Origin of the sequence: Desulfococcus sp. (assembly GCF_050178255.1) — a bacterium.
In the GTDB taxonomy this organism is placed as follows: domain Bacteria; phylum Desulfobacterota; class Desulfobacteria; order Desulfobacterales; family Desulfococcaceae; genus Desulfococcus; species Desulfococcus multivorans.
The window spans coordinates 3948-27015 of sequence record NZ_JBFXGG010000026.1 but is presented as its reverse complement, the minus strand read 5'-3'; the positions used below and the strand labels follow the sequence as shown (position 1 = coordinate 27015).

Here is a 23068-nt window from a genome sequence, read left to right as displayed (position 1 = left end):
AGGTTACAGCGGAGATGAAGCCGTAGGCGGGCTTTATCAAACCGGCAACCCTGCTACCATATCCCGACGATTCGGGGTTTAGGCCAGTGGCTTTGCGTCCCACCCTTTCGGATGGTTTGCCTTTTTCGTGTTTGTTGTGCATCCCGGAACGACGGTGTCGCTGCAAAACGTCCGGGAATGGCTGAAGCGGTGTCGAACTCAGGATCTTATATTGACCTCCTTGGTGATTCGGGTTTTTTCAAAATGCCGCCGTGACTTGGGCGGGTCTGTTGGCGATCGCCGTCGTTTACCGGACTCTATACCCCTGGAGGCGCCCGCCATTCAATCGACTATTGAAACCCATAAATGTGGATTATTTCGCAAGCCTCTCCATCAGGGTGAAAAAATCGCTTTTGGGGAGGGCATAATCCCGGTTCGGGACGGTCACTGGAAGGGTTGGGGTTGACAAGGATGGGGGAATAAGGTTTTAGGGTGTTAAGGTTTTAAGGTTTATTGAATTCAGTGGGGGTTCAGGATGGTGGGGGTGGGTGTTCGGAATGCCGGAAACGGCGGGGAGGAGCTGAGATGATGCGGGTTTCCGTCCATGGGGGGCACAGCGGGGAATTCTGCTGCCATGCAAAGGATACCCTGGAAGCGGTGGTTCGCGCCTACATCGACCGGAATTTCGCCTGGTTCGGCCTCACGGAGCACATGCCGCCGCCGGACAATCGCTTCCGCTATCCCGACGAGATCGCCGCCGGGTTCGACGCCGTAAAACTTTACGACCGCTTTGCCCGCTACATGGCCGCCGCCCGGCACCTGCAGCAGAAATACGCCGGAACGGCCCGCATCCTGGTGGCTTTCGAGACCGAGGCCTATACGGGCGCACCGGCATTTGCCGCGGCCCTGCGCCGGACCTTCCGTCCGGATTATGTCGTAGGGTCGGTCCACCATGTCAACGACATCCCCATCGACGCAACGGCGGATCAGTATCGACAAAGCGCCGCGATCTCCGGCGGCATCGACGGCCTCTACCGCGACTACTTCGACCGGCAGTACGAAATGCTTTGCGTTCTGAAGCCCGAGGTGGTGGGCCACTTCGACCTGATCCGCATCTTCGATCCGGCATACCGCGACCGCCTCGAAAAACCGGAAATCCGGGACCGGATTCGTCGGAACCTGGCCCTGATCCGGGACGAAAACATGATCCTCGACTACAACGTCCGTGCCCTTGCAAAGGGCATGACGGAGCCTTACGTCTCGGCCTCCATCCTCGGGGAGGCCCAGCGAATGGGCATCCCCGTGGTGCCGGGGGACGACGCCCACGGCGTCGACGATGTCGGTTTGAACATCGATGAGGGCATGGCCGCTCTCCGGGCGGCGGGATTCGATACGGCTTGGCGGGTGCCGTCCCCGAAAGCGCCCTGACGGGCGGCGGAAAACAACGGCTCTCAGGGGGACCGTCCGCGGTGGGACATGACAACTTCGACGCGGGTGTCGCGAACACGTCGCCGCCCGACCAGTGAAAGGAGTTCGGAATGGGGGTTGAGGAACACAAAAAAGGGGCATTGAAAAGGGTTCGACTGGGCATCGTCACCCTATCGACGACCCGAGGGCCGGCCGAGGATGAAAGCGGCAACTGGATGGCGGCGGCGTCCCGGGAAAAGGGGCACGAGATTCTCTTCCACCGGGTGCTGCCCGACGACGACGCCGTCATTCGGGAAACGCTGCTCAGCCTACTGGACGAACACGATCCCGACGCCGTTCTCATGAACGGCGGTACCGGCGCCGGCCCCGCGGACGTGACCATCGAAGCGGTCCGCCCCCTCTTCCGGAAGGAATTGACCGCCTTCGGAGCGCTTTTCGCGCAGCTCAGCTACGCCGACATCGGGGCCGCGGCCCTGATCTCCAGGGCATCGGCCGGGATCATCGGCCGGACGGCCGTGTTCTGCATGCCGGGCAGCATCAAGGCCTGCCGGCTTGCCTGCGACCGCCTCGTCTTTCCCGAACTCGGGCACCTCGTCAAGCACATCCGAACGGGATGAGCCGACGCCGCCCATGACGTCCTGAAGCCGGAACGACGCCGTTCTACCAGCTGTAGGGCAGGCTCTTGTGGATGGTGATCCGTTTTCGACGGATGGAGATGTAGCCGTCGCTGGTGAGGTCCTTGATCACCCGGCTGACCATCTCCCGGGAGGCGCCCACCATGCTGGCGATTTCCTGGTGGGTGAGTTTTTCCCTGATCTGAACGCCGGGCTCCGAGGTGCCGGCCAGTTGAATCAACAGCCGGGCCACGCGACCGTAAACATCCATCAGCGCAAGGCTCTCGATCTTCTTGTTGGCTTCCCGAAGCCGCCGCTGGAGTTCCATCAGGAGATTGAGCATGACGTCCGACGACAGGAGCTTCTTGAAATCGCTCTTGGCGATGATCATGAGCTTGCAAGGGTCCCGGGTCATGACAAAGGCCGAGCGGGGCTCGCCGTCCATGAGAGCCATCTCGCCGAAATACTCGTTGGGCCCAAGCCGGGAGAGGATGATCTCCTTTCCGTCTTCGTCGTTGATGCCGACGTTGACGCGCCCTTCGCAGATCACGTAGAAGGAATCGGATTCGTCCCCCTCGCTGAAAAGGATCGTGTTCTTGGGATAGGACTTGATCTTGACCACCCGGCTGACCGCCTCGAGCTCCTTGTCACTCAGGCTTTCAAACAGGGGGACCTTCTTGAGCAGTTCGATGATTTCCGTCGTTTCGGTCATATCCGCCGTCCATGGTTCTGTGGGAAGACCACGGACGGCACTGATTCCAGAATGCCGTTATCCGTGATTCCCGTGTCCCTGCGGCGAATGCTGCTGACGCCGCCGCATGCCGCGACATTCCCAACCCATGATCCCCATCCGCCCGCCGGAACGTCTCGAGTTGCCGCGCGGCGATGCATCCGGTTGGAAGGCCCATAACGATATAAATAATATTATACCCCATTGCTTACCATCCCCACCGCACAATGTCAAGAATGCCGCGAAAAAAAATGGGATCCCAACCCTCCTGAAAAACTTAACATATTAATAACAAGGTTAATATTCCTCATTTTGCCGAAAGGATTTTACCGAATTGACGGCGCGGAGGATCAACGCCCGGGAGGATCAACGCCCGGGAGGATCAACGCCCGGGAGGATCGACCTCCCGCACCGCCGCGCCGTGGGTTTCGCTCAACACCAGCATCGCGAATCGCTCAACACGGTCAAGGGCATCCGTGCTCAGAGCGGCGTAGTCGAACCGGCCGTGGTGGTCGGTGTACCCATCCTTATAGAATTGAACCGCCCCGTCATGCATCCGGGCGTAAACCTTGACATAGGCACCCACCAGGGGCCGGCCGGCGGTGTCCGATGCGTCCAGCCGCCCCGAGTGCTCCGTCAACCGGACGCTCAGGGTCCCGCCGTAGACCGCGCGGACCTTTTTGAGGCCCCGGGCCGCCGCCTCCACCATGAGATCGCGATGCGCGAGATGCCGGGGGAGGGGGAAGCGATGGCGGGTTTCGCCTTCCGGAAGGACGATGGTCTCGGCCAGGACGGGGCGCGTGATCCCGAGCCGCGTCTCCCGGGATCGGAAAAACGGGTTCTGGGAAAACAGAAATTCGACGTCCATGGGATAGACGCTGACGGTGCATGCGGTCAGGTGCCGATAATCCAGTTGAACGATCCCGGAAACGACGTCGACATCGAGCGCGGGGGCTGCATCCGCCGAAACACCGGCGGAATCATCCCGACCCTTGTCGGCGCCCGTCCCGGCGATGAGCCGCTCAAAGCGGCGCCGCCATTGGCGGACAGGATAGTCCCGGTACGGCTCCGCCGTCTCTCGGGCGCGGTCGAGACGCCCCCTGAAGACGTCCAGGTAGGCGTCGAGATAGTCCCGCTGCATCCGGGCGGCCACCGCATCAGGCCCCACCCCTTCGAAGAGGCGGAGGGCCTCGGCCGTGCGGTCCTGAGCCAGAAGGTAGGCCGCAGCGGCCAGGCGGTCGTCGGGGGTTAGACGGGGCTGATAGGACAGCGTCCACAGAAATCGCCGGTACTGCCGCAAGAAGACCGGGTTGGATATGGCGGGCCCCGCCCCCGCAGGATGAACCCGGGGGTTCACCAGGGGGGCGTACTCCAGATATTGATACGAGCCCCGGATCGTCGGATCGAGGGTCAACAGGGGGCTTTGAATCGACGCGCCGCACTGGTCCGCCAGGGGAGAGGCCGCCAGGTATTCCCGGATGGTCTCCGGGTCGTCGTGATGGATCCCGTAGGACCAGAGGACGGCGTTGTAGACGTATCGCTCCCGCAGGAGCCCGATCACCCGCCGAAAGAAGTCCCTGTCCCGCATGCGGAAGGCGACGGCCGACAGATCGAGCCGGTTCAGGTTGTGGGTCTGCAGATATTCGATCACCGCCGCATCCGTTCCGTTCCGGGAAATGTCCTGCCACGATTCGGTATCCAGGCGAGGGAGGACGCCGGTTACGTTGAAGACCGCCCGGGGTCCCCCGGCGACGAAGCGGTCCTCCTCGGTCACCTGGACCGGATAGATGTCGAACCGGCCCGTCTCGGGAAAATAGAAGTAATGTTCAAAGGTGGTCGTGCCGTAGGGGTCGAGGGACACCGGGACCTCCCGGGTGAAAAATCCCCCCAGGACCGGAAGCGCCCCTTCGGGGATCTCCATGCGCACCTTCAAATCCCGCCGGGATGCGGCGGGATTGCTCACGATCACCCGGGATCCGTAAACCGCGCGCACCTGAAATTCATCCCGGACAAACCGTTCCGCGGACTCGCCGTCCGCCGCCTCAACGGGTTCGTCCCGCCGGAAAAAATGCCGGCTCACCATGACGGGAATCCCGTCTTCGGCCGGCGGGGCCGGAAGCACCTCCCGCCGAAAGACGATCCCTGGGCCTTCGGCTTCGGCAGTGAATGGCAGATCCAGGACCGAGAGGGCCGTCATCATTTCGGTGAAATTGCCGACGGCGAGGATGAAATGACCGGAACAGAACGGGGCGCCGGGGTCGCTTTCGGCATATCGGCGCCAGAAGGTATTGGCTGAAATCCGGTCGGGCTCCGCCGGCGAGGGCAGGCGGTAATAACGGCTCTCCCCCCACTCCCGGGTCAGATCCAGGGGCCTGTGGAACGATTCGTCGGGGGCCGGGGCCTTGTTTCCGGCAAGGCGCGAGAGCGCCATGGCCCCCCGACCGGAAAACGCTGCCGCCGCATCTTCGGTCGCCTTCGTCTCCGGGGTCGGCGAGGGCGTGGACGTCACCCCGTTGAGCGCCGCATCGAAAAGCCGGTTGAATCGCTCCGGATCCCGGGGAAGCGCCGCCACCAGGTCCCTAACGTACCGGGCGGCCCGGTCGCGGCCGTCCGGTCCCGAGGCCCGCCGCAGCAGCAGGATCCGCTCGAGGATGTTGAGCCGGGAAAACCGGTCGGGGGCCGACCAGGCGTCGAGGTCCTCCCCGAGCAGCCACTGGTCGAGGAAGGTTTTCTCCCGCTTCTGGCGGAGATGGGGTCGGATCACCGTGTCGAAAAAGGGCCGGTCCTTGTGGTAGAGGAAGAAATGGAGTTCGTGGCAGGCATGGTCCGAATAGGCCTCCTGCTTCTCCTCCGGGGTCATCTCGTGCCATTCGGAAACAAAGCGGAATTCCGGAAGGGCCTTGTCGCCGGTAAAAGCCGCCATCCATTCGAAAACGTCCGAGATCGTTTTATAGACGGCCGTCGGCCCGGGGGAATCGGCCCGGGGCAAGGGATCGCCCGGAAGGACCTCGACAATCCGTCGGCTTTCGACCACGTGCGCATCAGGGTCGTGCCGCCGGACCATTCGACGGTCCGTCCGGTCCGCCGATGCGTCGGGAAGGGACATCTCCCGCCATATCGTATCGACGCCGTCGACGGCGATGAATTGAAGATGCACGCGGCTGCCGATGGTCGCCCTCGGAATGACGACCCGTCCCTCGCCGTCGGGCCGGAGATTCAGCAGCAGGAGAGCCGGTTCGGCGAGAAAATCGTATCCTGAGGGGCTGGTCCGCGGCGCCGGGCTTGTTGCCGGGGCCGGGGCCGCCCTGGACATCAGGGCCTCGGCGGAGACGGGTGCGGGGCCCTGTTCCGCCATCTCCCGAAACCGCGGTTCCGGGGTCTCCGTCGGCCCCATGTCCCAGGGGTTCAGGAGCAGCCGGGGGCGTTCGAGCATGTTGCCGGGGAATTTCCGGGCGCGGCGGCGATCCAGGATGTACCGGTACTCGTCTCCGAGAACCTCTCCTGCGGCATACCGGGATGCCGGCGTCGGGACCGTCGTCAGGCCGGGATCGGGGAGTCCGCCGAGGGCCAGATCCTCAAAGGGGTGGAAGATGGGAACGAAACGGGTCGCCAGGAGATGGAGGCGGGCCGAGGGCGAAGCGTTCCGCAGCGTCACGTAAACAGCCGCGTTGTCGGCCGTGGGAGGGTCGACGGCCAGGTCTGCCTTGCCGCCGGACGACAGGATCCGGTGACGGGAGAGGATGAGCCCCCCCGGTGCCCGTCGGTCGCCGATCCGGATCCGAACGGCGTCCCCCCGGGGCTTGAGGATCAAATCGTAATCCCCGGCCGGAAGCCCGTGAACCGTGAGCCTGCCGCCCTCGGACCGGATTGCGTCGGACCGGTCTGCGACCCAGACGTCCCCCCGGGTTTCAAACAGCAGCCACGGCCGGACATAGACCGATCCGCCTTCGGACGACACCCGGGGGATCCCGATGACCTCGCCGGACGTGCCATGGACCACCCCGGGCGCGTCGATCCGCGGCGGCGACAGGGAAAAGCGCCGCGCGGGCCCCCGGAGCCTTCGGGCTTCGACCCACGCGATCCCGGGCAGTCTGCCGAGGGCGATCCGGCCCTGGGCGTCGGTCCTGAGGTTCACCGCGACGGGGTCCCGGAAAAGCGCGTGTTTGAGCGACATCGACACGGCGCGGCCGGCCACGGCCTCTCCGTTTTTCCCCAGGACCGCCAGAAAGAAACCCTCGGCGGCCCGGCGCAGAAACAGGTCCTCGATCTCCGGGCCGGCGTCGATGCCGTTGACCGCCAGTCGGGCCTCGGTCTCGAGGGCGACGGCATCTTCCCGGTCGGGGCCTTCGACCCGACCCGTCAGGATGCATCGAAGCGCGGCCAGGTTTTCCGGCACCGTGAAGTCCACATGGGCCTCCCGGGTTTCAGACGCTTCCAGATCCGTCACCGTACGCCGAAGGGTGACGCCGGCGGCATCGGCGGCCTCCAGGATCAGCCGGAGCGACGTCAGGCCGGAGAGGGGCGCGGGATGCCCGTTCAGGGTCAGCAGAGGCCGGATCGCCATCCGGGCCGTGCGGCCGGCCTGAAGCGACGACGCCGGTACGTGAAACCCTGCGGTCAGGCGATAGTCCGCCGCCAGGTGATTGAACCGCACAAGGGCGGCCGCGCCGCCGTCGTCGATGATCATCGTCTTCGGGGCGGGCCGGGTGGTAAAGGGGACCGTAACGACACCCTCGGCGTCGGCCGGAAATTCATGGCCGGCCACCCAGACGCGGGCACTGGGACAGGGGCGGTTCTCCTCGTCCAGGACCGTGAAGGCGTGGCCCTCCGGGACAACGCGCTCCACGGCATGCCGCAGCCCCTTGCGGATCAGGGCCCGGCTGCGCCGTCCGTTGCCGATGAACTCCACCAGATAGACGCCGGGCTCCCGGAGATCGGGAAAATCGAAGGTGCGCCGGATCCGCCGGAAAGGCGATGCGTCATAATGGAAGATCTCTTCCCGGGCAGGCAGGAAACCGTCGAGGTCGATATCCGTATCCGGTTCCCGGTCGTATTCCCGGTAATAATTGACCGGGTTGAGGACAAAGACCCTCAGGGTGAGGGTGGGGACGTTCTTCACCCAGAGATCGAGGGAGACCGGGGCATTGGCGGGAAACACCTCCCTGCGGTCCGCCGGAAACGCCAGGTCGACCCGGGCGTGAAGGGCACGCGCCTCATCGGGCGGGAGCACGGCGGCCCAGCGCGCGGCATCGGGGGCTCCCTCGAGAATCCGGGTCTCGGCGAACACCCGCCGGACATAGGCCTCCTCGAGCCACCGGCCATAGGGACCGACGTCCCCGGCATCCCGGAAGATGCGGTAAAGGTAGTCCCGCACCAGAGGCTCGTCGTTTCCCGGGGGCGGCATTCGGGTTACCGCGCCGAAGTCCGCCTGCAAATCCGCCCGGAACGCCGCATCCCGCAGAAGAGCGGGGCGGACGTAGGCGGCTGAACGGGGCAACTGAAGATAGGTCCTGAACCGGGCCGCGTCGTATCGCCCCTGTCGCCGGTGAAGGTCCAGGAGATGATACAGCAGGTGAACCTTCAGGCTGTTGTGGACCGGCGGCAGATCCGCCGCAAAGGCCCACATCGCTTCGAGGGCGGCCAGGCGCGTTTCGACGTCCGCGCCCTCCGGAGGGGCCAGACGGCTGAGCCGGGTGTCGACGAAGTTCCGGTTTTCGAGAAGCTCGGGCATCATCCGGGCGCAGTCCGCCAGTTGTGACGGCAGCAGACGGCGGTGGATGGGGTGGCTGCCGAACCCCCCGGAACCGGGATGCCGGAGATCGGCCACAACCCAACGGGCCAGCTCGGGCCGGTCGGGCCAGACCATTCGGTGGAGCAGGTCCCGACGCTGGTCCGCATCGAGGTCCTCGACCGCCGGGAGATCCAGCCCGCCCACCTCGAATCCGGAAAGGCCGGGGTGCCGGTTCAGGGCCTCCCGGATGAGCCGGGGGATCGCCGTGGCCTCCGGATCCAGCCGTTCGGGAAGGTCGATCCCGGCCTCGGTCGACGTCCCGGCGTGGTCGAAGCGAAGCCCCAATACCTGTTTGAGGTGGTCCAGGGCCGCCGAAGGCCGGGTCGGATAGGTCAGCAGGGCCTGGCGGTTTTCGATCTCCCGGACCCGATCGGTGACGCCGTGGCGGTCGATCCAGGCGTCAAGAAGCGGCGGCACGGCATCGAGGTCTCCGGTGTGCTGGGCGTGCAGGCAGTGGTAGAAATAGTAGTCCTCGGTGCCGGGAACCAATTGGTCCAGCACCCGGGATCGCTCCTCTGCCAGCGCGAACGTCTCGACAAACCCGATCTCCCCCGCCCCCGCAGACGCCCCCCACGCCAGCAGCCACCCCACGACCCAAACCGTCACAACACGTTTCATGTCTCCCCTCCCTTTTTTCAGAAGCCTTTCGGTTTTAGAGTTTTATAGTTTTAGAGTTTTAAGGTGTTATTCGGCCCGTTTTCGGGGATTTTCAGCCTGAACCCGCCGCATGCCTTTCGAAATATTGTCTTGACGCTCATGCCCGCATCGTTTACAAGTGAATCTTCGGAAGCGTCTTATTATTTTGAATTATAACAGAAAAAGGAGCGGAAGATGAAAAATAATCGCAGCAGATGGGTGGGTATTGTTCTGATTTCCCTGACTCTGGCCTTTGGATGGGTCGGCCCGGGCGCGGCCGAGGAGCCCATCAAACTGGGCGTGGGCGGGGCCCACAGCGGGGATCTCGCCTCCTACGGCATCCCGTCCGTTCGGGCGGCCGAACTGGTGGTCGAGCACGTCAACGCCGTGAACGGCATCAACGGCAGGAAGGTGGAACTCCTGGTGGAAGACGACGTCTGCAAACCCGAGATCGCCACCAATACCGCCACCAAGCTGGTTTCCGAGGGGGCGAACGTCGTGATGGGACACATCTGCAGCGGGGCCACCAAGGCGGCTCTGGGCATTTACAAAGACAAGAAGATCGTCACCATGTCGCCGTCCGCCACCAATCCGGATCTGACCCAGAGCGGGGATTATCCCAACTTCTTCCGAACCATCGCCTCCGACGACGCCCAGGCCCGCCTGGAGGTCGACTATGCCCTCAACGTCCTGAACCTGAAAAAACTGGCCGTGCTCCATGACAAGGGGGACTACGGCAAGGGACTGGCGGAATTCGCCAGGCAGTTCATCGAATCCGGCGGCAAGGCTCAGGTCGTCCTTTACGAGGGCATCACCCCCGGCGCCGTGGACTATTCCGCGGTGGTCCAGAAGATCAAGCGCTCGGATGCGGACGGCGTGATCTTCGGGGGATATCATCCCGAGGCTTCCAAGATCGTCATGCAGATGCGCAAGAAAAAGATAGACATCCCCTTCATCTCCGATGACGGCGTCAAGGACGACACCTTCATCAAGGTTGCCGGCGAGTTTGCCGAGGGCGTCTATGCCACCGGCCCCCAGGATACCTCCAAGAACCCCATCGCCAAGGCCGCCGTGGCCGCCCACAAGGAGAAATACAACGGCGAGGACCCCGGCGCATTCTTCCTCAATGCCTACGCCGCGACCCTGGCCCTCCTGAACGCCGTCGAGAAGGCCGGCACCACGGACTACGACGCGGTGGTGAAGGCCCTTCGGACCGAGTTCGTGGCAACGCCTCTGGGCATCATCCGTTTCGATGAAAAGGGCGACGCCATCGGCATCGGCTTCTCCATGTATCAGGTTCAGAACGGAAACTACGTCGAGGTGCCTCTGGATTGATCCGGGGCGGCGCCGGCAATGGCGCCCATCGGCCGTCGGGGTCATATCCGGCGGCGTGAAAACCGACATCCGCCGGGAGGGCGGGGCATCCCGCCCTCCCGATACCCAACACCAACGCTCCGACGCGCCCATGGCCCGTCGGATGGAAACGGCGGCATTCCGTTATGGACTGGGAATACTTTTTTGAACTCTTGCTGGGGGGCCTGACCCGGGGAAGCATCTACGCGCTCATCGCGCTGGGCTACACCATGGTCTACGGCATCATCGAACTCATCAATTTCGCCCACGGGGAAATTTACATGATCGGCGGCTTCACCGCCCTGATCATCGCCAACGTCCTGACCCTTCTGGGGCTGAACCAGGTGGCCATCCTCGTTCTGGCGGGCCTTACGGCCGTCATCTATTCGGCGGCCTACGGCTTCACGGTGGAGAAGGTCGCATACAAACCCCTTCGCCACGCCCCGCGCCTCTCCCCCCTCATCAGCGCCATCGGCATGTCTATTTTTCTGCAGAACTACGTGCTCCTGGCCCAGACCTCGGATTTTCTGCCCTTCCCGAGCCTCATCCCCACCTTCGGCTTCATGGAGCCCGTCTCCCACATCATCAGCTCCGCCGAGTTGATGATCATCGTCACCACGGCCGTGGTCATGATCCTGCTCACCCTGCTCATCAAGTTCACCCGGATGGGCAAGGCCATGCGGGCCACGGCCCAGGACCGGAACATGGCCATGCTGGTGGGCGTCAACGTCAACCGCGTCATCTCAACGACCTTCATCATCGGGTCGTCCCTGGCGGCCATCGGCGGCGTCATGATCGCCTCCCACATCGGCATGATCAACTTTTACGTCGGGTTCATCGCCGGGATCAAGGCGTTTACCGCCGCGGTCCTGGGAGGCATCGGCAGCATCCCCGGCGCCGTCCTGGGGGGTCTGGTCCTGGGATGGACCGAAAGCTTCGCCACCGGCTATGTTTCAAGCGATTACGAGGACGTCTTCGCCTTCGCCCTCCTGGTGCTGATTCTCATCTTCCGCCCCGCCGGAATCCTGGGACGCGCCACATCGCAGAAGGTATAGCCCCGAAGGGGCGGTGGTACGGAATCAACGCACCCACCCAACGAGCTTTAATTTATGACAAACAAACTCCAGGAAATCAAACAATCCATCGTCGTGGCCGTCTGGTTCATGTTTCTGACGTTTCCCATCATGGTCATCCGGGTCAACCCCATCCAGGGCGTGATCCAGTGGCGGTGGGAGAACATGGCGGCCGTGGGTGCCGGCAGCTTCGGCCTCTCTTTTCTGTGGCGCTACCTGATGCGGAAACGGGAGCAGGGACAAAAGGCGGCCGAGGAAGGACGCGAGACCCGGTCTTTCAGCCGCCGCCTCATGGAGGACCGCAGGATCTACCTTCCGGCCCTGTCCGCGGTCGCCCTGGGCGCCGTGGTATTTCCCTTCGCCTTTTCCAGCTACCAGGTCAACATCATGACCACGGCCCTTATCTACGTCGTGCTGGGACTGGGGCTCAACATCGTCGTGGGTCTGGCCGGCCTTCTCGACCTGGGGTACGTGGCCTTCTACGCCGTGGGCGCCTATACCTACGCCCTCCTGAACCACCACTTCGGCCTCGGCTTCTGGACCGTTCTGCCCATCGGGGCCCTTATGGGGGCGATCTTCGGGATCCTTCTGGGCTTCCCGGTACTCCGGCTTCGGGGCGACTACCTGGCCATCGTCACCCTCGGCTTCGGAGAGATCATCCGCCTGATCCTGGAGAACTGGAACGAATTCTCCTTCGGTCCCAGCGGCATCGCCAACATCCCGCGGCCGGGCTTCTTCGGCGTCGACATGTCTCTGGAGGCCGCCACCATCTACATCTATTTCCTGATGATCGCCATGACGATCTTCACGATCTTCGTCGTCAACCGGCTCCAGAACTCCCGTATCGGCAGGGCCTGGATCGCGCTTCGGGAGGACGAGATCGCCTGCCAGGCCATGGGGATCGACAAGACCCGGACCAAGCTCACCGCCTTTGCCCTGGGGGCCACCTGGGCGGGAATGGTGGGCGTGATCTTCGCGGCCAAGACCACCTTCATCAACCCGGCCAGCTTCACCTTCCTCGAATCGGCGATCATCCTCTCCATCGTCGTTCTGGGGGGCATGGGATCCATCATCGGGGTCATCATCGGCGCCTTCATCCTGATTCTTCTGCCGGAATACCTGAGGGCCTTTTCAGACTACCGGATGCTGATGTTCGGGGCCATCATGGTGATCATGATGGTGTTCAGGCCCCAGGGCATCATCAGCGGCATCCGGCGGACCTACCAATTCAAGGCCCGCGAATAGCGGGCACGGAAACCGATATCGCACCATGGAAACCATACTGGACGTCAAGCAGCTGACCATGGATTTCGGGGGGCTTCGGGCCCTCGACCATGTCGACCTCGATGTACGACGGGGAGAGATCGTGGCCCTCATCGGCCCCAACGGCGCCGGCAAGACCACCTTTTTCAACTGCGTCACCGGCATCTACACCCCGACCTCGGGGGATATCCTCATCGCCCCGGCGGGCGGCGGCAAACAGGAGCGGATCAACGGCCTCAAGCCCAACCGCGTCACGGAAAAAGGGATGGCCCGCACCTTCCAGAACATCCGGCTTTTTCAGAACATGACCGTTCTGGAGAACGTCATGATCGGCCGCCACTGCCGGACCCGAACGGGCATCGCCGGCGCGGTGTTCCGTCCTCCGACCACCCGTCGGGAGGAGCAGGATTCGGTGGATGTCGGCTATGAGATCCTGACCAAGATGGGGCTGGCCGGATACGTCAACGAATTCGCCAAGAACCTGCCTTACGGAGCCCAGCGGCGTCTCGAGATCGCCCGGGCCATGGCCACCGCCCCCTTTCTCATCCTCCTGGACGAGCCCGCGGCCGGCATGAACCCCCGGGAGACCAACGAGCTGGACGAGTTGATCCTCAAGATCCGGGACGAGGAGAAGATCTCGCTCCTCCTCATCGAGCACGACATGAAACTCGTCATGAGCCTTTCCGACCGGATCTTCGTCATGGACTACGGCCGCAAAATCGCCCAGGGCACGCCGGCGGAAATCAAGAGCGATCCCGTTGTCATCAAGGCCTATCTCGGAGAGGAGATCGATGCTTAAACTCTCGAACGTCAAAACCTACTACGGCAACATCCAGGCGCTCAAGGGGGTCAGCCTCGACATCGCCGAGGGAGAGATCATCACCCTCATCGGCGCCAACGGCGCGGGCAAGACCACGACCCTCATGTCCATCTCGGGCATCGTTCCGCCCCGGACCGGAGAGATTCATTTCATGGGCGAGCCCATCCACGCCGTAACCCCCGATGAGATCGTCCAGCGGGGCATATGCCAGGTGCCCGAGGGCCGCCGGATCTTTCCGTACCTCACCGTGGCCGAAAACCTCGACATGGGCGCCTTTCTCCGGAACGACAAGACGGGCATCAAAGCGGACATGGAGCATATCTTCGAGCTCTTTCCCATCCTGGCCCAGCGGCGTTACCAGGCAGGGGGCACCCTGAGCGGCGGCGAGCAGCAGATGCTGGCCATCTCCCGGGCCCTCATGGCCCGCCCCAGGCTCCTGCTCCTGGACGAGCCCTCCCTGGGGCTCGCCCCCCTCGTGATCCGCCAGATTTTCGACATCATCCGGAAGATCAACCAGGAGCAAAACACCACCATCTTCCTGGTGGAGCAGAACGCCAACCTGGCCCTCCAGATCGCCCACCGCGGCTACGTCATGGAAAACGGCCGAATCACCCTGACCGACAACGCCGCCGCCCTCCTGACCAACGCGGAGGTCAAGAAGGCGTATTTGGGGATATAGGAGAACAGGCTGAAGGCTGAAGACTGAAGGGGGGGAGTTATGTGATTATGTGATTATGTGATTATGTGATTATGTGATTATGTGATTATGTGATTAAGGGCCTTCGGCCCATAAAACCATAAAACCTTAACCACTTAACCACTTAACCACTTAACCACTTAACCACTTAAACACTTAACCACTTAAACACTTAAACACTTAAACACTTTCGACCACTTCCCCCCTTTATCCCCGCTCCTTCGCCGCTATATCCCTCAACACCCGTTTTTCCGATGATGCTGCGACCGATGCTTCCATTTCCGAAATGGCTGTGACGAGTTCTTCCGGGAGGGGGGTCGGGGTTGGGAGGTCGGGGTCGCAGCCGTGGTGTTCCACGGCGTCCACCACGGCTTTCACCGTCAGGCGGTCGACGGCGCAGCCGGGTTGAAAAGCCGGTTCACTCTCCCTGGATCGGTTTCCCGCATCCGCGTCATGCACAACCCTGGAAAGGATCCCCGAGGCCGTCAGCATATCCGTCAACTCACGGACCACGGCCATGGGAAGCCCGAGGGCCGCGGCGATCTCCCGCCGGGTGGACGGCGGCCGACCGTCGCAGAAGTCGCGGACGAGGCGGTGGACGATGCCGAGGGCGGCCTGGCGCTTGAAGGCGACGCTCACCTCCCGGCACTCGAGGTGGACCGCGTGATCCGCAACCTGCTGCCAGGCCGACGAAACGGCCGCGCCGAAAAGGACGATGAGCCAGCTGAGCTGGAGCCACGCCAGGAAGAGGGGCAGCGCGGCGAAGGAGCCGTATATGGCATTGTTCCGGGCCACCCCCACCTGAAAGGCGATGTATCCCCACTGGACCGCCTGGTAGAGGGTGCCGGCGATGATCCCCGCCGTCACGGCGGCGGAAAGCCGGACCCGGGTGTTGGGCATGACCCGGTAGATCACGGAGAAAAGGATCCACGCCAGAAGGTAGGGGAGCAGCTTGAGCGCCATGAAAATCATGGGGCTCACGGCCCCCAGGGCCGAGATGTCCCGCGTCATCATCGTCACCTGGCTCTTGATGAAAACGGTGGCGCTGCCCGAGACGATCATCAGGACCGGCGCCAGGATCACCATGCCGAGATAGTCGCCGACCTTCCGGCCCAGGGACCGCCCCTTTCGGACCTCCCAGACGGCGTTGAGGGAGCTCTCGATATTGCCGAGCACCTTGATGACCGTCCAGAACAGGACCGCCGTACCGATGCCGGCGATCAGGCCGCCCTGGGTGTCGGCCAGAAGCCTGTGGGCGAATTGGATGATCTGCGACACCACCGCCTCCTGGCCGGAAAAGTTCCGGAGCAGCTCCCGCTCCAGCCGCTCCTCGAAGCCGAAACCCGCCGCGATGCCGAAGGCCATGGCCGCCACCGGTACAATGGAGAGGAGGGTGTAGAGGGTGAGGGCCGAGGCCCTGAGGGTGCACTGATGCCCCCGGAACCCCCGAACGCTCAACAGGAGCACCCTGGCGAGCCTCACGCCGACCTTCCGGGGAAACGGGGCCTCGGTGATCGGGATGGTCCACACGTCCGTTTTGAAAAAGCGTGAGGCCTTGCCGATGATGGTGCGGAGTTTCTCCATACCGAATCCTCCTTTCGGGGTCCAGGCCGCCCTCGGGGGCCGTTTTTCTCGATCGTTGCCCCGACGGTACCACGGAAACGCCGCCGCCAAAAGAGCCAAAAGAGAAAAATAACGGGATCAAGGCGTGCGGACCGGCCAGGGTTTCCGACAGGAGGGCGGCGGGCGTCCCTGCGCCGCCGTGACGCGGGAGGCGCGCTGCGCGGATATCGGACATTCCGGAGCACCGTACCCACTTGATTCGGCGTGCGGATTGGGGTATATCCGTTGGGCGCGGCCCGCCACGGGGGCGGGCCTTTTTTTCCGGCCGCGACACCGGCCCTTCTAAGGAGACGACGCAATCGCCATATGACCCAGGACCTGATTCTCGACGACCCGACGCAACGGCCTCAGCCCCTTGCAGACGGCTTTCCGGACGCGCCGCCGCCGAGCCGGCCCATCTATCATCTGAAGCGGGAAAACAACGCCCGACGCCGAAACGCCATGACCTTTTCATGCCTCGGCAAGATCGCGGGGACCGGCGCCGCGACACTGGGGCTCTGGAAAGCCGGCCTCGGAAAGCTCTTCCGATCGGCCTGCCGCGTCCGTCCCGTGACCCAGGCGCCTCTGGTGATCGGACTTGCGGAATCGGGCATCATCCCCTCCGCCCTCTTCCATCAGGTCGTTCGGGAGGCCTGCCCGGCCGCGGCGTGGATCTGCTCCACCCGGCGCCCCTCCCCGGGAATCGCCTTTTCGGAGCACCACTCCCATGCCCCGGACCACAGTCTCCCGGATCCGGAAATCCGTCCCACGGAGCTCTGGTTCGTGGAGGACGAAATCACCACGGGCCGGACCCTTCTGGGCCTCTCCCTCAACCTCTGCCGCCGGCTGGATCAGCGGCGCGTCCGCTATGTCGCGTTCACCGATGCCCGGAGCCCCGAGGCCAGGCGCCGCTTCGACGCCATCCTGTCGGCCGACGGCATCCGCTCCAGCCTTCACGTCCTGTTCCCCGAGCCGCCCCCGGGCACGGACACGGTACGGGAAGAGATCCGGCTGAGTGCGGACCCGGCGATCCACGACGCACCCCAACAATCGGTGTCGTCCACGGTCTCGGATTGGCTGTTCCCGGCCTCCCGTCCGGCCCTTGGACGCCAGGTTTGCCCGGACATCCCCCTGCCGACGGGACTCACCGGCTCCCTTCTGGCCGTCGGGGAGGCCGTCGACCTGGGGGTGCGGATCGTTCTGGCCAACCCGGGGCTTCAGCTGCGCCACGTCACCCTCAGCCCCTGGGAGGTGGACGATGTCCACATCCACAACCGTCTCGACATTCCAGGGGACTACTACCTTTACAATCCTCACACCCTGCGGCCGCCCCTTTACATCCTGAACGATCCCGTGGACGCCGCCGTGGGCCTGGCCGCAAGGGAACGCCTGGAAGCAATGGGATTTTCCCCCCGTCTCCTCGCGCTCTGATCAAAGGAGAGACCATGCCGACCGAATCCGCCGAGGCCCTGTCGCCGCCCGATCTCTGGGGGCAGCCCGTCTTCGCTCGAATCCACGGGGAAATCGACCCCTTCGAGGACCTGTCCTGCTTCCGCCCCCTGGATCGGGCCTATACCGGGGACAACACCTTCTGGACCGTTCCCTCCCCTGAACCCCGGCTCTCCGACGACTTCTGGCGGGATGTGGCAGGGCATCTGGATGACGAACGGATTCAAGCGGCGGCTCAAACGCTGGCGGCTGCCGTGACCCGATGGGAGCCCAGAGGAGACCGCCTCGTGTTCGCGGCGATCCTGAGGGCGGGGGTCCCCGTCGCCGACTGGCTGTGCCGCCTGATTCCCGGGGCCCGGGCGGCGGCCCTTTCCCTCTTCGTGGGTTTGGGCATCGACGGCGTCGCCCTCGGCGCCCTTCGCCGGCGCTACCCGGAGCGCAAGGTCGTCTTCGTGGACGGATGGACCGGCCGGGGGGGCGTGGCCCGGACCATCGCGGCGCTGAACCAGGGGCCCCTGGCCGTCCTCGTGGACCCCTGGGGATGGGCCGATTTTTCCGGCGCCGGGGAGGACATCTTCTGCCCCACGGCCTGTTTCACGGGGGTGGCCACCCTGGGATTTTCCCGCACCTTCTTCGTGGACGAGACGCGCCTCTTCGGGGCCTTTCGCTTTCCCGCCCGGTACCGCCGGGAGGCGTTGGTGGCGGCGTGGCAGGCCTGCTGCCCGGCGCCCGGACGAGCGGATGCCGCCCGCCCCGAGCCCCCCAGCCGCTTCTTCCGGGAAACCCCCCTGAGAATCCATGCCAACGAGGTCTGCCGGGCCCTGATCAACGCCGCGCCCCGGAAGCTGCTGTTCCGGGATGGCGCCCCTCGGGTCGCGCGGCGCTATCCCCTCCTCCTCCGCCTGGCGGAACGCCGAGAAGTGCCGGTTCAATGCGGGGTGGACAGCCTCGGAGAGCTTCGGACCCGGGTCGCCTGCACCCTGGCCGCCGGCTGACGGGAGACCCGCGCCGGGATTCGGGCTTTTCATTTCAGTGGGATTATTATATGGAAAGATTCATGGGATAGACGTTACGTGGACGTCCACAACCTTTTTTGCACCGACGGAGACGCATTCATGCACCGGAATTCCGCCGCCCTTCTTATGGCCGCCCTGCTCCTCGCGGGATGCCAGACCGCTTTTCAGCAGCTCCCCTACCAGCAGCTTCTGGACAGACCCGTGATCGCGTTCCAGGGCAAGGAACAGCGATTCATCTCCTACTTCGAGGCGGAGCCGATCTTCCGTTTCAAGGTCGACAACCCCAACCCCAAGGCGCTGACAGTCAAGAACATGACCTTCAACCTGACCATCCTCGACCAGAAATTCATCACCGGGGTTTCGGATCAGGAAATCCTCGTGCAGCCGAATTCATCGGAAATGGTGGAACTGGCCCTGCCGTTCAATTTCATGGACGTATTCGCCACCGCCGAAGAGTTTCAAAGGACCGACCATGCCCGCTTCGACCTGACCGGCCAGGCGACCGTCGGCCCCTTTTTCATCCCCTACGACATCTCCGGGGAGCTGACCATTCCCCGGGTGCCCACCGTCGACATGGAAGTCTTCGACGCAGCGGATCCCGCCCGCATCAGGATGACCCTGGTCATCACCAACCCCAACCCCTTTCCCACGCCGCCGGGATTCCTCGAATACACGACGACCCTGGGGGGCCGTATTCTCGGAGAAAAACGGCTCACACCCATCGGCGCCCTCGCGGCCCGGAGCGCACGCCGAATGATCCTGCCCGTCAATACCCCGGCAGCCCGGATGAGCGGCCCCATGAACGATCTCATGACAGGATCCGGCGCCTGTGTCCTTTCGGGGGTCATCCGGTATGCCGTTCCGGGGCGGGGGCATCGCAACTTCCCCTTCAGGACCGCAATGGAGGTCTTGCCGGCACCCTGAAAAGCCCCCTTTGACCCGCCCCGTCACCGCACTTCGCAGCAGCGCACCCAAGGGGCGCAGGCCTTCCGCAGGTCCGAAAGCGCCTCGTCGGAAAACCGACGGTTCGGCCCGTTCTGGAAAAACCCGGGATCGAGCACCTCCTCCTCCCGGCACTGCTGAAGAACGTACAGGTCCGCCCCGTGGATCAGGCGGCAGATCGTCTCGAGGATTTCCGGGTCCACCAGGGGCTTGACGCAGGTGGTCCGGAACTCGTAAGGGAGGCCGGCATCCATGATGGTCCGGATGCTCGACAGAAGATCCCGGGGATCGGGATCCGGATGGATGAGAGGGGCGTACCCCCGGGGATCGGTCTTGACGTCCATGGCCACGTAATCCACCAGACCCCGCCGGATGAGGTCCGCCAGGACTTCGGGCCGGCTGCCGTTGGTGTCCAGCTTGACCGGATATCCCATGGCCTTGATCCGGGCGCACAGCACCGGAAGATCGGCCTGGAGGGTGGGCTCCCCGCCGGAGACGACCACGCCGTCCAGAAAACCGGCCCGGTCCGCGAGAAGCTCGAAAAACGCCTCGGACGAAACAGCCGCCCCGGCATCCCCCCGGGCCATGGCCGGATTGTGGCAGTAGGGGCATCTGAAATTGCACCCGGAAAGGAAGACCACGCAGGCCACCTTCCCGGGGTAGTCGATCAACGAGGTCTTCCGCAGTCCGCCGATGCGCATCGAAACGATCCCCCTATCCCGCGACCTTGAAGGTCTTTCGACGGGAGAACTCCACACGCTTGCCGTCGTTCCACTGCTTGACGGGCCGCAGGTACCCCACCACCCGCGAATAGATCTCCGTCTCCCGGGCGCAGGTGGGGCATGCCGCCTGCTCGCCCGAGAGATAGCCGTGGACCGGGCAGATGCTGAAGGTCGGCGTCAGGGTGAAATAGGGAAGCCGGTAATTGGCGGCGATCTTGCGGATCACGTTCTTGACGGTCCGGATCTGGCCGACCCGCTCCCCCAGGAAGATGTGAAGAACGGTGCCGCCGGTGTACCGGGACTGGAGTTCGTCCTGGAGCATCAGGGTCTCGAAGACGTCGTCGGTGTAGTTGACCGGGAGCTGGGTGGAGTTGGTGTAGTAGACCTCCCCGGTGTCGGCGTCAGGTCCCCCGCCGGCGCAGATGATGTCCGGATACCGTTTCCGGTCAAGCATGGCCAGGCGGTATGAGGTCCCCTCGGCCGGCGTGGCCTCGAGGTTGAAGAGATCCCCCGTCTCCTCCTGGATCCGGGAGATGGTCTCCCGGATGAAATCCATGACCCTGAGGGCAAAGGCCTGCCCCGAGGCGGTGCCGATGTCCTCCCCCAGGAAGTTGATGCACGCCTCGTTCATACCGATGATGCCGATGGTGGAGAAATGGTTCTTCCAGTAAGTCCCGGAAGCGTTTTTGATCTCCCGGAGGTAGAAGCTCGAATAGGGATAGAGATTCTTGTCCGTGAAGGTTTCGAGCACCTTCCGCTTGATCACCAGGCTCTCCTTGGCCGCATGGATCAGCTCGGAAAGGCGTCGGTAGAATTCAGCCTCGGTCCGGGCGGTATAGCCGATGCGGGGAAGATTGAGGGTCACGACCCCGATGGAGCCGGTGAGGGGGTTGGCGCCGAAGAGCCCCCCGCCCCGCTTGAGGAGTTCCCGGTTGTCGAGGCGCAGCCGGCAGCACATGGAGCGGGCGTCCTCCGGGGACATGTCCGAATTGACGAAATTGGAAAAATAGGGAATGCCGTACTTCCCGGTCATCTCCCAGATGAGGTCGAGATTGGGGTTGTCCCAGTCGAAATCCGGGGTGATATTGTAGGTGGGGATCGGAAAGGTGAAGACCCGGCCCCGGGCGTCCCCCGCCATCATGACCTCGGCGAAGGCGCGGTTGAGGACGTCCATCTCCGCCTGGAAGTCGCCGTAGGTCTCGGCCCCCTCGACGCCGCCGACGATGACCGGATGGTCCTTCAGGATGCCGGGCACCGAGAGGTCCATGGTGATGTTCGTGAAGGGCGTCTGGAAACCGACCCGCGTGGGAATGTTGATGTTGAAGACGAACTCCTGGATCGCCTGTTTCACCTCGCCGTAGTCGAGCTCGTCATACCGGATGAAGGGCGCCAGCAGGGTGTCGAAATTGGAGATGGCCTGGGCGCCGGCCGCCTCTCCCTGCAGAGTGTAGAAGAAATTGACGATCTGGCCCAGCGCGGAACGGAGATGGCGGGGCGGCGCGCTCTCCACCTTCCCGGCAACGCCCCGGAAACCCTGTTTGAGCAGGTCCTTGAGGTCCCACCCCACGCAGTAGACCGACAGGAGGCTCAGGTCGTGGATGTGAAAATCGCCCCGTTTGTGCAGGTCCCGGATGGCGGGGGGATAGATCCGATTGAGCCAGTACTCGGCCGTGATGTCCGAGGAGATGTAGTTGTTGAGGCCCTGGAGGGAGTAGCACATGTTGCTGTTCTCCTTGATGCGCCAGTCGAGCCGCTCCAGATAGTGATCCACCAGATCCACCCGGGCCTTGGTGGCGATGTTCCGGATCTGGCTGTGCTGCTCCCGGTAGAGGATGTAGGCCTTGGCGGTAATGGAATAAGGGGAATCGAGGAGAACCCGCTCCACCACGTCCTGGACCTCCTCCACCTCGGGCACCGGCCCGAAACGCATCTCGTGGGTCAGGGTCAGAACCCGCAGGGTGAGTTTCCGGGCCTCCCGCTCGCCAAACTCGCCGGTGGCCTTTCCCGCCTTGAGAATGGCCGCGGTGATCTTGGATGAATCAAACTCCACAATTCTGCCGTCGCGCTTTTTGATCTTTTCGAACACAGGGATTCCTCTTTTGCTGATGTCGTCAGGTTTCAAGATGAGGGATTTCGGCTGCCCGGTCCCTTGCGGACCGCAACAGCAAGCGGGTTGATATCACCACATATGGTACATGTCAAGGCATTTGGCGCAACATATAGTGCATTTTCCCATCACACACCGTAGCTATCGAAAAAGACAGGAGAAAAAAAGTTATCTGCTTTTCTGGGGGAAGGGAGGGGGGAAATGTGGTATAGGGGATAAAGGTTTTATGGTTTTAAGGTTTTATGGTTTTAAGGCTTTAAGGTTTTATGGTTTTATGGTGTTAAGGGACGGTTTATGGGATTCGTTAGGCGGTTTTGGCGGATGTACCCTTCAGTCTTCAGCCTTCAGCCTTCAGTCTATCTATTGACCATGGCCGTGCCGGAATGCTAAAACCCTAACACCCTAAAACCTTAACACTCTAACACTCTAACACTCTAACACCCTAAAACCCTAAAACCCTAACACCCTAACACCCTAACACCCTGACTTCCTATGCCCCTCTACGAAAATCCCCTTTTCCGGGAAACCGTGGTTCCCTGGTATGATTCCACGCTCGCCTGTATCGTGACGATGGCGGTCATGGCGGGGGGCTTCATCTTTGGGGTCATCGGGTACCTGACGGCCCTGGAGACGCCGGAATTCCACCGGTATGCCTGGGTGCCGGTCCTGTTGGCGGGCATGAGCCTCGCTGTCATCCTCTCCATTGCCGTACGCTTGTTCCTGCGCTGCGCCCGTCGACGGAAACAGCGGCGGGAGCGGCGATCATCGACGTCGACACTCGCCGACCGGCTCTGAACAGCCCGCGTCTATCCGGCTGTCAGGCCGGCTGTCAGGCCGGCTGTCAGG

General features: G+C 63.3%; 16 protein-coding genes and 1 riboswitch. Of the genes, 11 read left to right on the top strand and 5 right to left on the bottom strand.

Annotated elements, in window-relative coordinates; translation table 11 throughout:
• Positions 1-40 precede the first annotated feature (40 nt).
• Positions 41-131, bottom strand: a riboswitch (cyclic di-GMP riboswitch).
• A gap of 433 nt (positions 132-564) precedes the next feature.
• Together AB7S84_RS07330 and AB7S84_RS07325 are read left to right on the top strand one after the other, a co-directional pair.
• Positions 565-1407, top strand: coding sequence for a histidinol-phosphatase (locus AB7S84_RS07330; RefSeq protein WP_428153673.1), 843 nt, complete (start codon positions 565-567; stop codon positions 1405-1407).
• 110 nt (positions 1408-1517) lie between these two features.
• Positions 1518-2024 (top strand): MogA/MoaB family molybdenum cofactor biosynthesis protein, encoded by a 507-nt coding sequence (locus tag AB7S84_RS07325; RefSeq protein WP_428153671.1) that lies wholly within the window; start codon positions 1518-1520, stop codon positions 2022-2024.
• Positions 2025-2067: 43 nt separating this feature from the next.
• Here the strand turns inward: AB7S84_RS07325 and AB7S84_RS07320 are convergent, their stop codons facing one another.
• Both AB7S84_RS07320 and AB7S84_RS07315 read right to left on the bottom strand, forming a co-directional pair.
• Positions 2068-2733 (bottom strand): Crp/Fnr family transcriptional regulator, encoded by a 666-nt coding sequence (locus AB7S84_RS07320; RefSeq protein WP_428153669.1) that lies wholly within the window; start codon positions 2731-2733, stop codon positions 2068-2070.
• A gap of 400 nt (positions 2734-3133) precedes the next feature.
• A complete protein-coding gene (locus AB7S84_RS07315) occupies positions 3134-9160 on the bottom strand; it encodes a hypothetical protein (protein WP_428153667.1) in 6027 nt (2008 codons plus the stop codon).
• Between the two features lie 213 nt (positions 9161-9373).
• On the opposite strand from AB7S84_RS07315, the gene AB7S84_RS07310 reads away from it, so the two are divergent.
• The 5 genes from AB7S84_RS07310 to AB7S84_RS07290 all read left to right on the top strand — a co-directional run bounded on the left by AB7S84_RS07310 (position 9374) and on the right by AB7S84_RS07290 (position 14366).
• Entirely contained in the window at positions 9374-10513 is a 1140-nt protein-coding gene (locus tag AB7S84_RS07310; protein WP_020877864.1) for a branched-chain amino acid ABC transporter substrate-binding protein, read from the top strand.
• A gap of 164 nt (positions 10514-10677) precedes the next feature.
• Positions 10678-11586: an ABC transporter permease subunit gene (locus AB7S84_RS07305; protein WP_020877865.1), complete on the top strand. Its 909-nt coding sequence runs from the start codon at positions 10678-10680 to the stop codon at positions 11584-11586.
• A 54-nt stretch (positions 11587-11640) separates the two neighbouring features.
• Positions 11641-12849, top strand: a complete 1209-nt coding sequence (locus tag AB7S84_RS07300; protein WP_428153664.1) for an ABC transporter permease subunit — start codon at positions 11641-11643, stop codon at positions 12847-12849.
• A gap of 25 nt (positions 12850-12874) precedes the next feature.
• A complete protein-coding gene (locus AB7S84_RS07295; protein WP_020877867.1) occupies positions 12875-13666 on the top strand; it encodes an ABC transporter ATP-binding protein in 792 nt (263 codons plus the stop codon).
• Complete coding sequence (locus AB7S84_RS07290; protein ID WP_428153661.1) at positions 13659-14366, top strand: ABC transporter ATP-binding protein; 708 nt, start codon at positions 13659-13661, stop codon at positions 14364-14366. Before AB7S84_RS07295 ends, AB7S84_RS07290 begins: the two co-directional genes overlap by 8 nt.
• Before the next feature lie 225 nt (positions 14367-14591).
• On the opposite strand, the gene AB7S84_RS07285 is transcribed toward AB7S84_RS07290, so the two are convergent.
• A complete protein-coding gene (locus AB7S84_RS07285; RefSeq protein WP_428153659.1) occupies positions 14592-15968 on the bottom strand; it encodes a YihY/virulence factor BrkB family protein in 1377 nt (458 codons plus the stop codon).
• Positions 15969-16313: 345 nt separating this feature from the next.
• Here AB7S84_RS07285 and AB7S84_RS07280 point away from each other — a divergent pair, with 345 nt between their 5' ends.
• From AB7S84_RS07280 to AB7S84_RS07270, 3 genes are all read left to right on the top strand, one after another.
• Positions 16314-17417, top strand: coding sequence for a phosphoribosyltransferase domain-containing protein (locus AB7S84_RS07280; RefSeq protein WP_020877870.1), 1104 nt, complete (start codon positions 16314-16316; stop codon positions 17415-17417).
• A 14-nt stretch (positions 17418-17431) separates the two neighbouring features.
• Positions 17432-18430, top strand: a complete 999-nt coding sequence (locus AB7S84_RS07275) for a cysteine protease StiP domain-containing protein (RefSeq protein WP_428153656.1) — start codon at positions 17432-17434, stop codon at positions 18428-18430.
• Positions 18431-18550: 120 nt separating this feature from the next.
• Positions 18551-19375: an LEA type 2 family protein gene (locus AB7S84_RS07270; RefSeq protein WP_428153654.1), complete on the top strand. Its 825-nt coding sequence runs from the start codon at positions 18551-18553 to the stop codon at positions 19373-19375.
• A gap of 23 nt (positions 19376-19398) precedes the next feature.
• Here AB7S84_RS07270 and AB7S84_RS07265 read toward each other — a convergent pair whose 3' ends face one another.
• Together AB7S84_RS07265 and AB7S84_RS07260 are read right to left on the bottom strand one after the other, a co-directional pair.
• Positions 19399-20094, bottom strand: coding sequence for an anaerobic ribonucleoside-triphosphate reductase activating protein (locus tag AB7S84_RS07265; protein WP_428153652.1), 696 nt, complete (start codon positions 20092-20094; stop codon positions 19399-19401).
• 13 nt (positions 20095-20107) lie between these two features.
• The gene (locus AB7S84_RS07260; protein ID WP_020877874.1) at positions 20108-22201 is read right to left on the bottom strand and encodes a ribonucleoside triphosphate reductase; all 2094 of its coding nucleotides are present in this window, start codon (positions 22199-22201) and stop codon (positions 20108-20110) included.
• A gap of 513 nt (positions 22202-22714) precedes the next feature.
• Between AB7S84_RS07260 and AB7S84_RS07255 the strand changes: the two genes are divergently transcribed.
• Positions 22715-23017, top strand: a complete 303-nt coding sequence (locus AB7S84_RS07255; protein WP_428153650.1) for a hypothetical protein — start codon at positions 22715-22717, stop codon at positions 23015-23017.
• The last annotated feature ends 51 nt before the right edge of the window (positions 23018-23068 follow it).

Bases quoted from the DNA above. Each gene is read 5' to 3' on its own strand.
- AB7S84_RS07315 (WP_428153667.1), bottom strand. From the start codon at position 9,160: ATGAAACGTGTTGTGACGGTTTGGGTCGTGGGGTGGCTGCTGGCGTGG.
- AB7S84_RS07255 (WP_428153650.1), top strand. From the start codon at position 22,715: ATGCCCCTCTACGAAAATCCCCTTTTCCGGGAAACCGTGGTTCCCTGG.
- AB7S84_RS07310 (WP_020877864.1), top strand. From the start codon at position 9,374: ATGAAAAATAATCGCAGCAGATGGGTGGGTATTGTTCTGATTTCCCTG.
- AB7S84_RS07285 (WP_428153659.1), bottom strand. From the start codon at position 15,968: ATGGAGAAACTCCGCACCATCATCGGCAAGGCCTCACGCTTTTTCAAA.
- AB7S84_RS07295 (WP_020877867.1), top strand. From the start codon at position 12,875: ATGGAAACCATACTGGACGTCAAGCAGCTGACCATGGATTTCGGGGGG.
- AB7S84_RS07265 (WP_428153652.1), bottom strand. From the start codon at position 20,094: ATGCGCATCGGCGGACTGCGGAAGACCTCGTTGATCGACTACCCCGGG.
- AB7S84_RS07325 (WP_428153671.1), top strand. From the start codon at position 1,518: ATGGGGGTTGAGGAACACAAAAAAGGGGCATTGAAAAGGGTTCGACTG.
- AB7S84_RS07300 (WP_428153664.1), top strand. From the start codon at position 11,641: ATGACAAACAAACTCCAGGAAATCAAACAATCCATCGTCGTGGCCGTC.
- AB7S84_RS07275 (WP_428153656.1), top strand. From the start codon at position 17,432: ATGCCGACCGAATCCGCCGAGGCCCTGTCGCCGCCCGATCTCTGGGGG.
- AB7S84_RS07280 (WP_020877870.1), top strand. From the start codon at position 16,314: ATGACCCAGGACCTGATTCTCGACGACCCGACGCAACGGCCTCAGCCC.
- AB7S84_RS07320 (WP_428153669.1), bottom strand. From the start codon at position 2,733: ATGACCGAAACGACGGAAATCATCGAACTGCTCAAGAAGGTCCCCCTG.
- AB7S84_RS07270 (WP_428153654.1), top strand. From the start codon at position 18,551: ATGCACCGGAATTCCGCCGCCCTTCTTATGGCCGCCCTGCTCCTCGCG.
- AB7S84_RS07290 (WP_428153661.1), top strand. From the start codon at position 13,659: ATGCTTAAACTCTCGAACGTCAAAACCTACTACGGCAACATCCAGGCG.
- AB7S84_RS07305 (WP_020877865.1), top strand. From the start codon at position 10,678: ATGGACTGGGAATACTTTTTTGAACTCTTGCTGGGGGGCCTGACCCGG.
- AB7S84_RS07330 (WP_428153673.1), top strand. From the start codon at position 565: ATGATGCGGGTTTCCGTCCATGGGGGGCACAGCGGGGAATTCTGCTGC.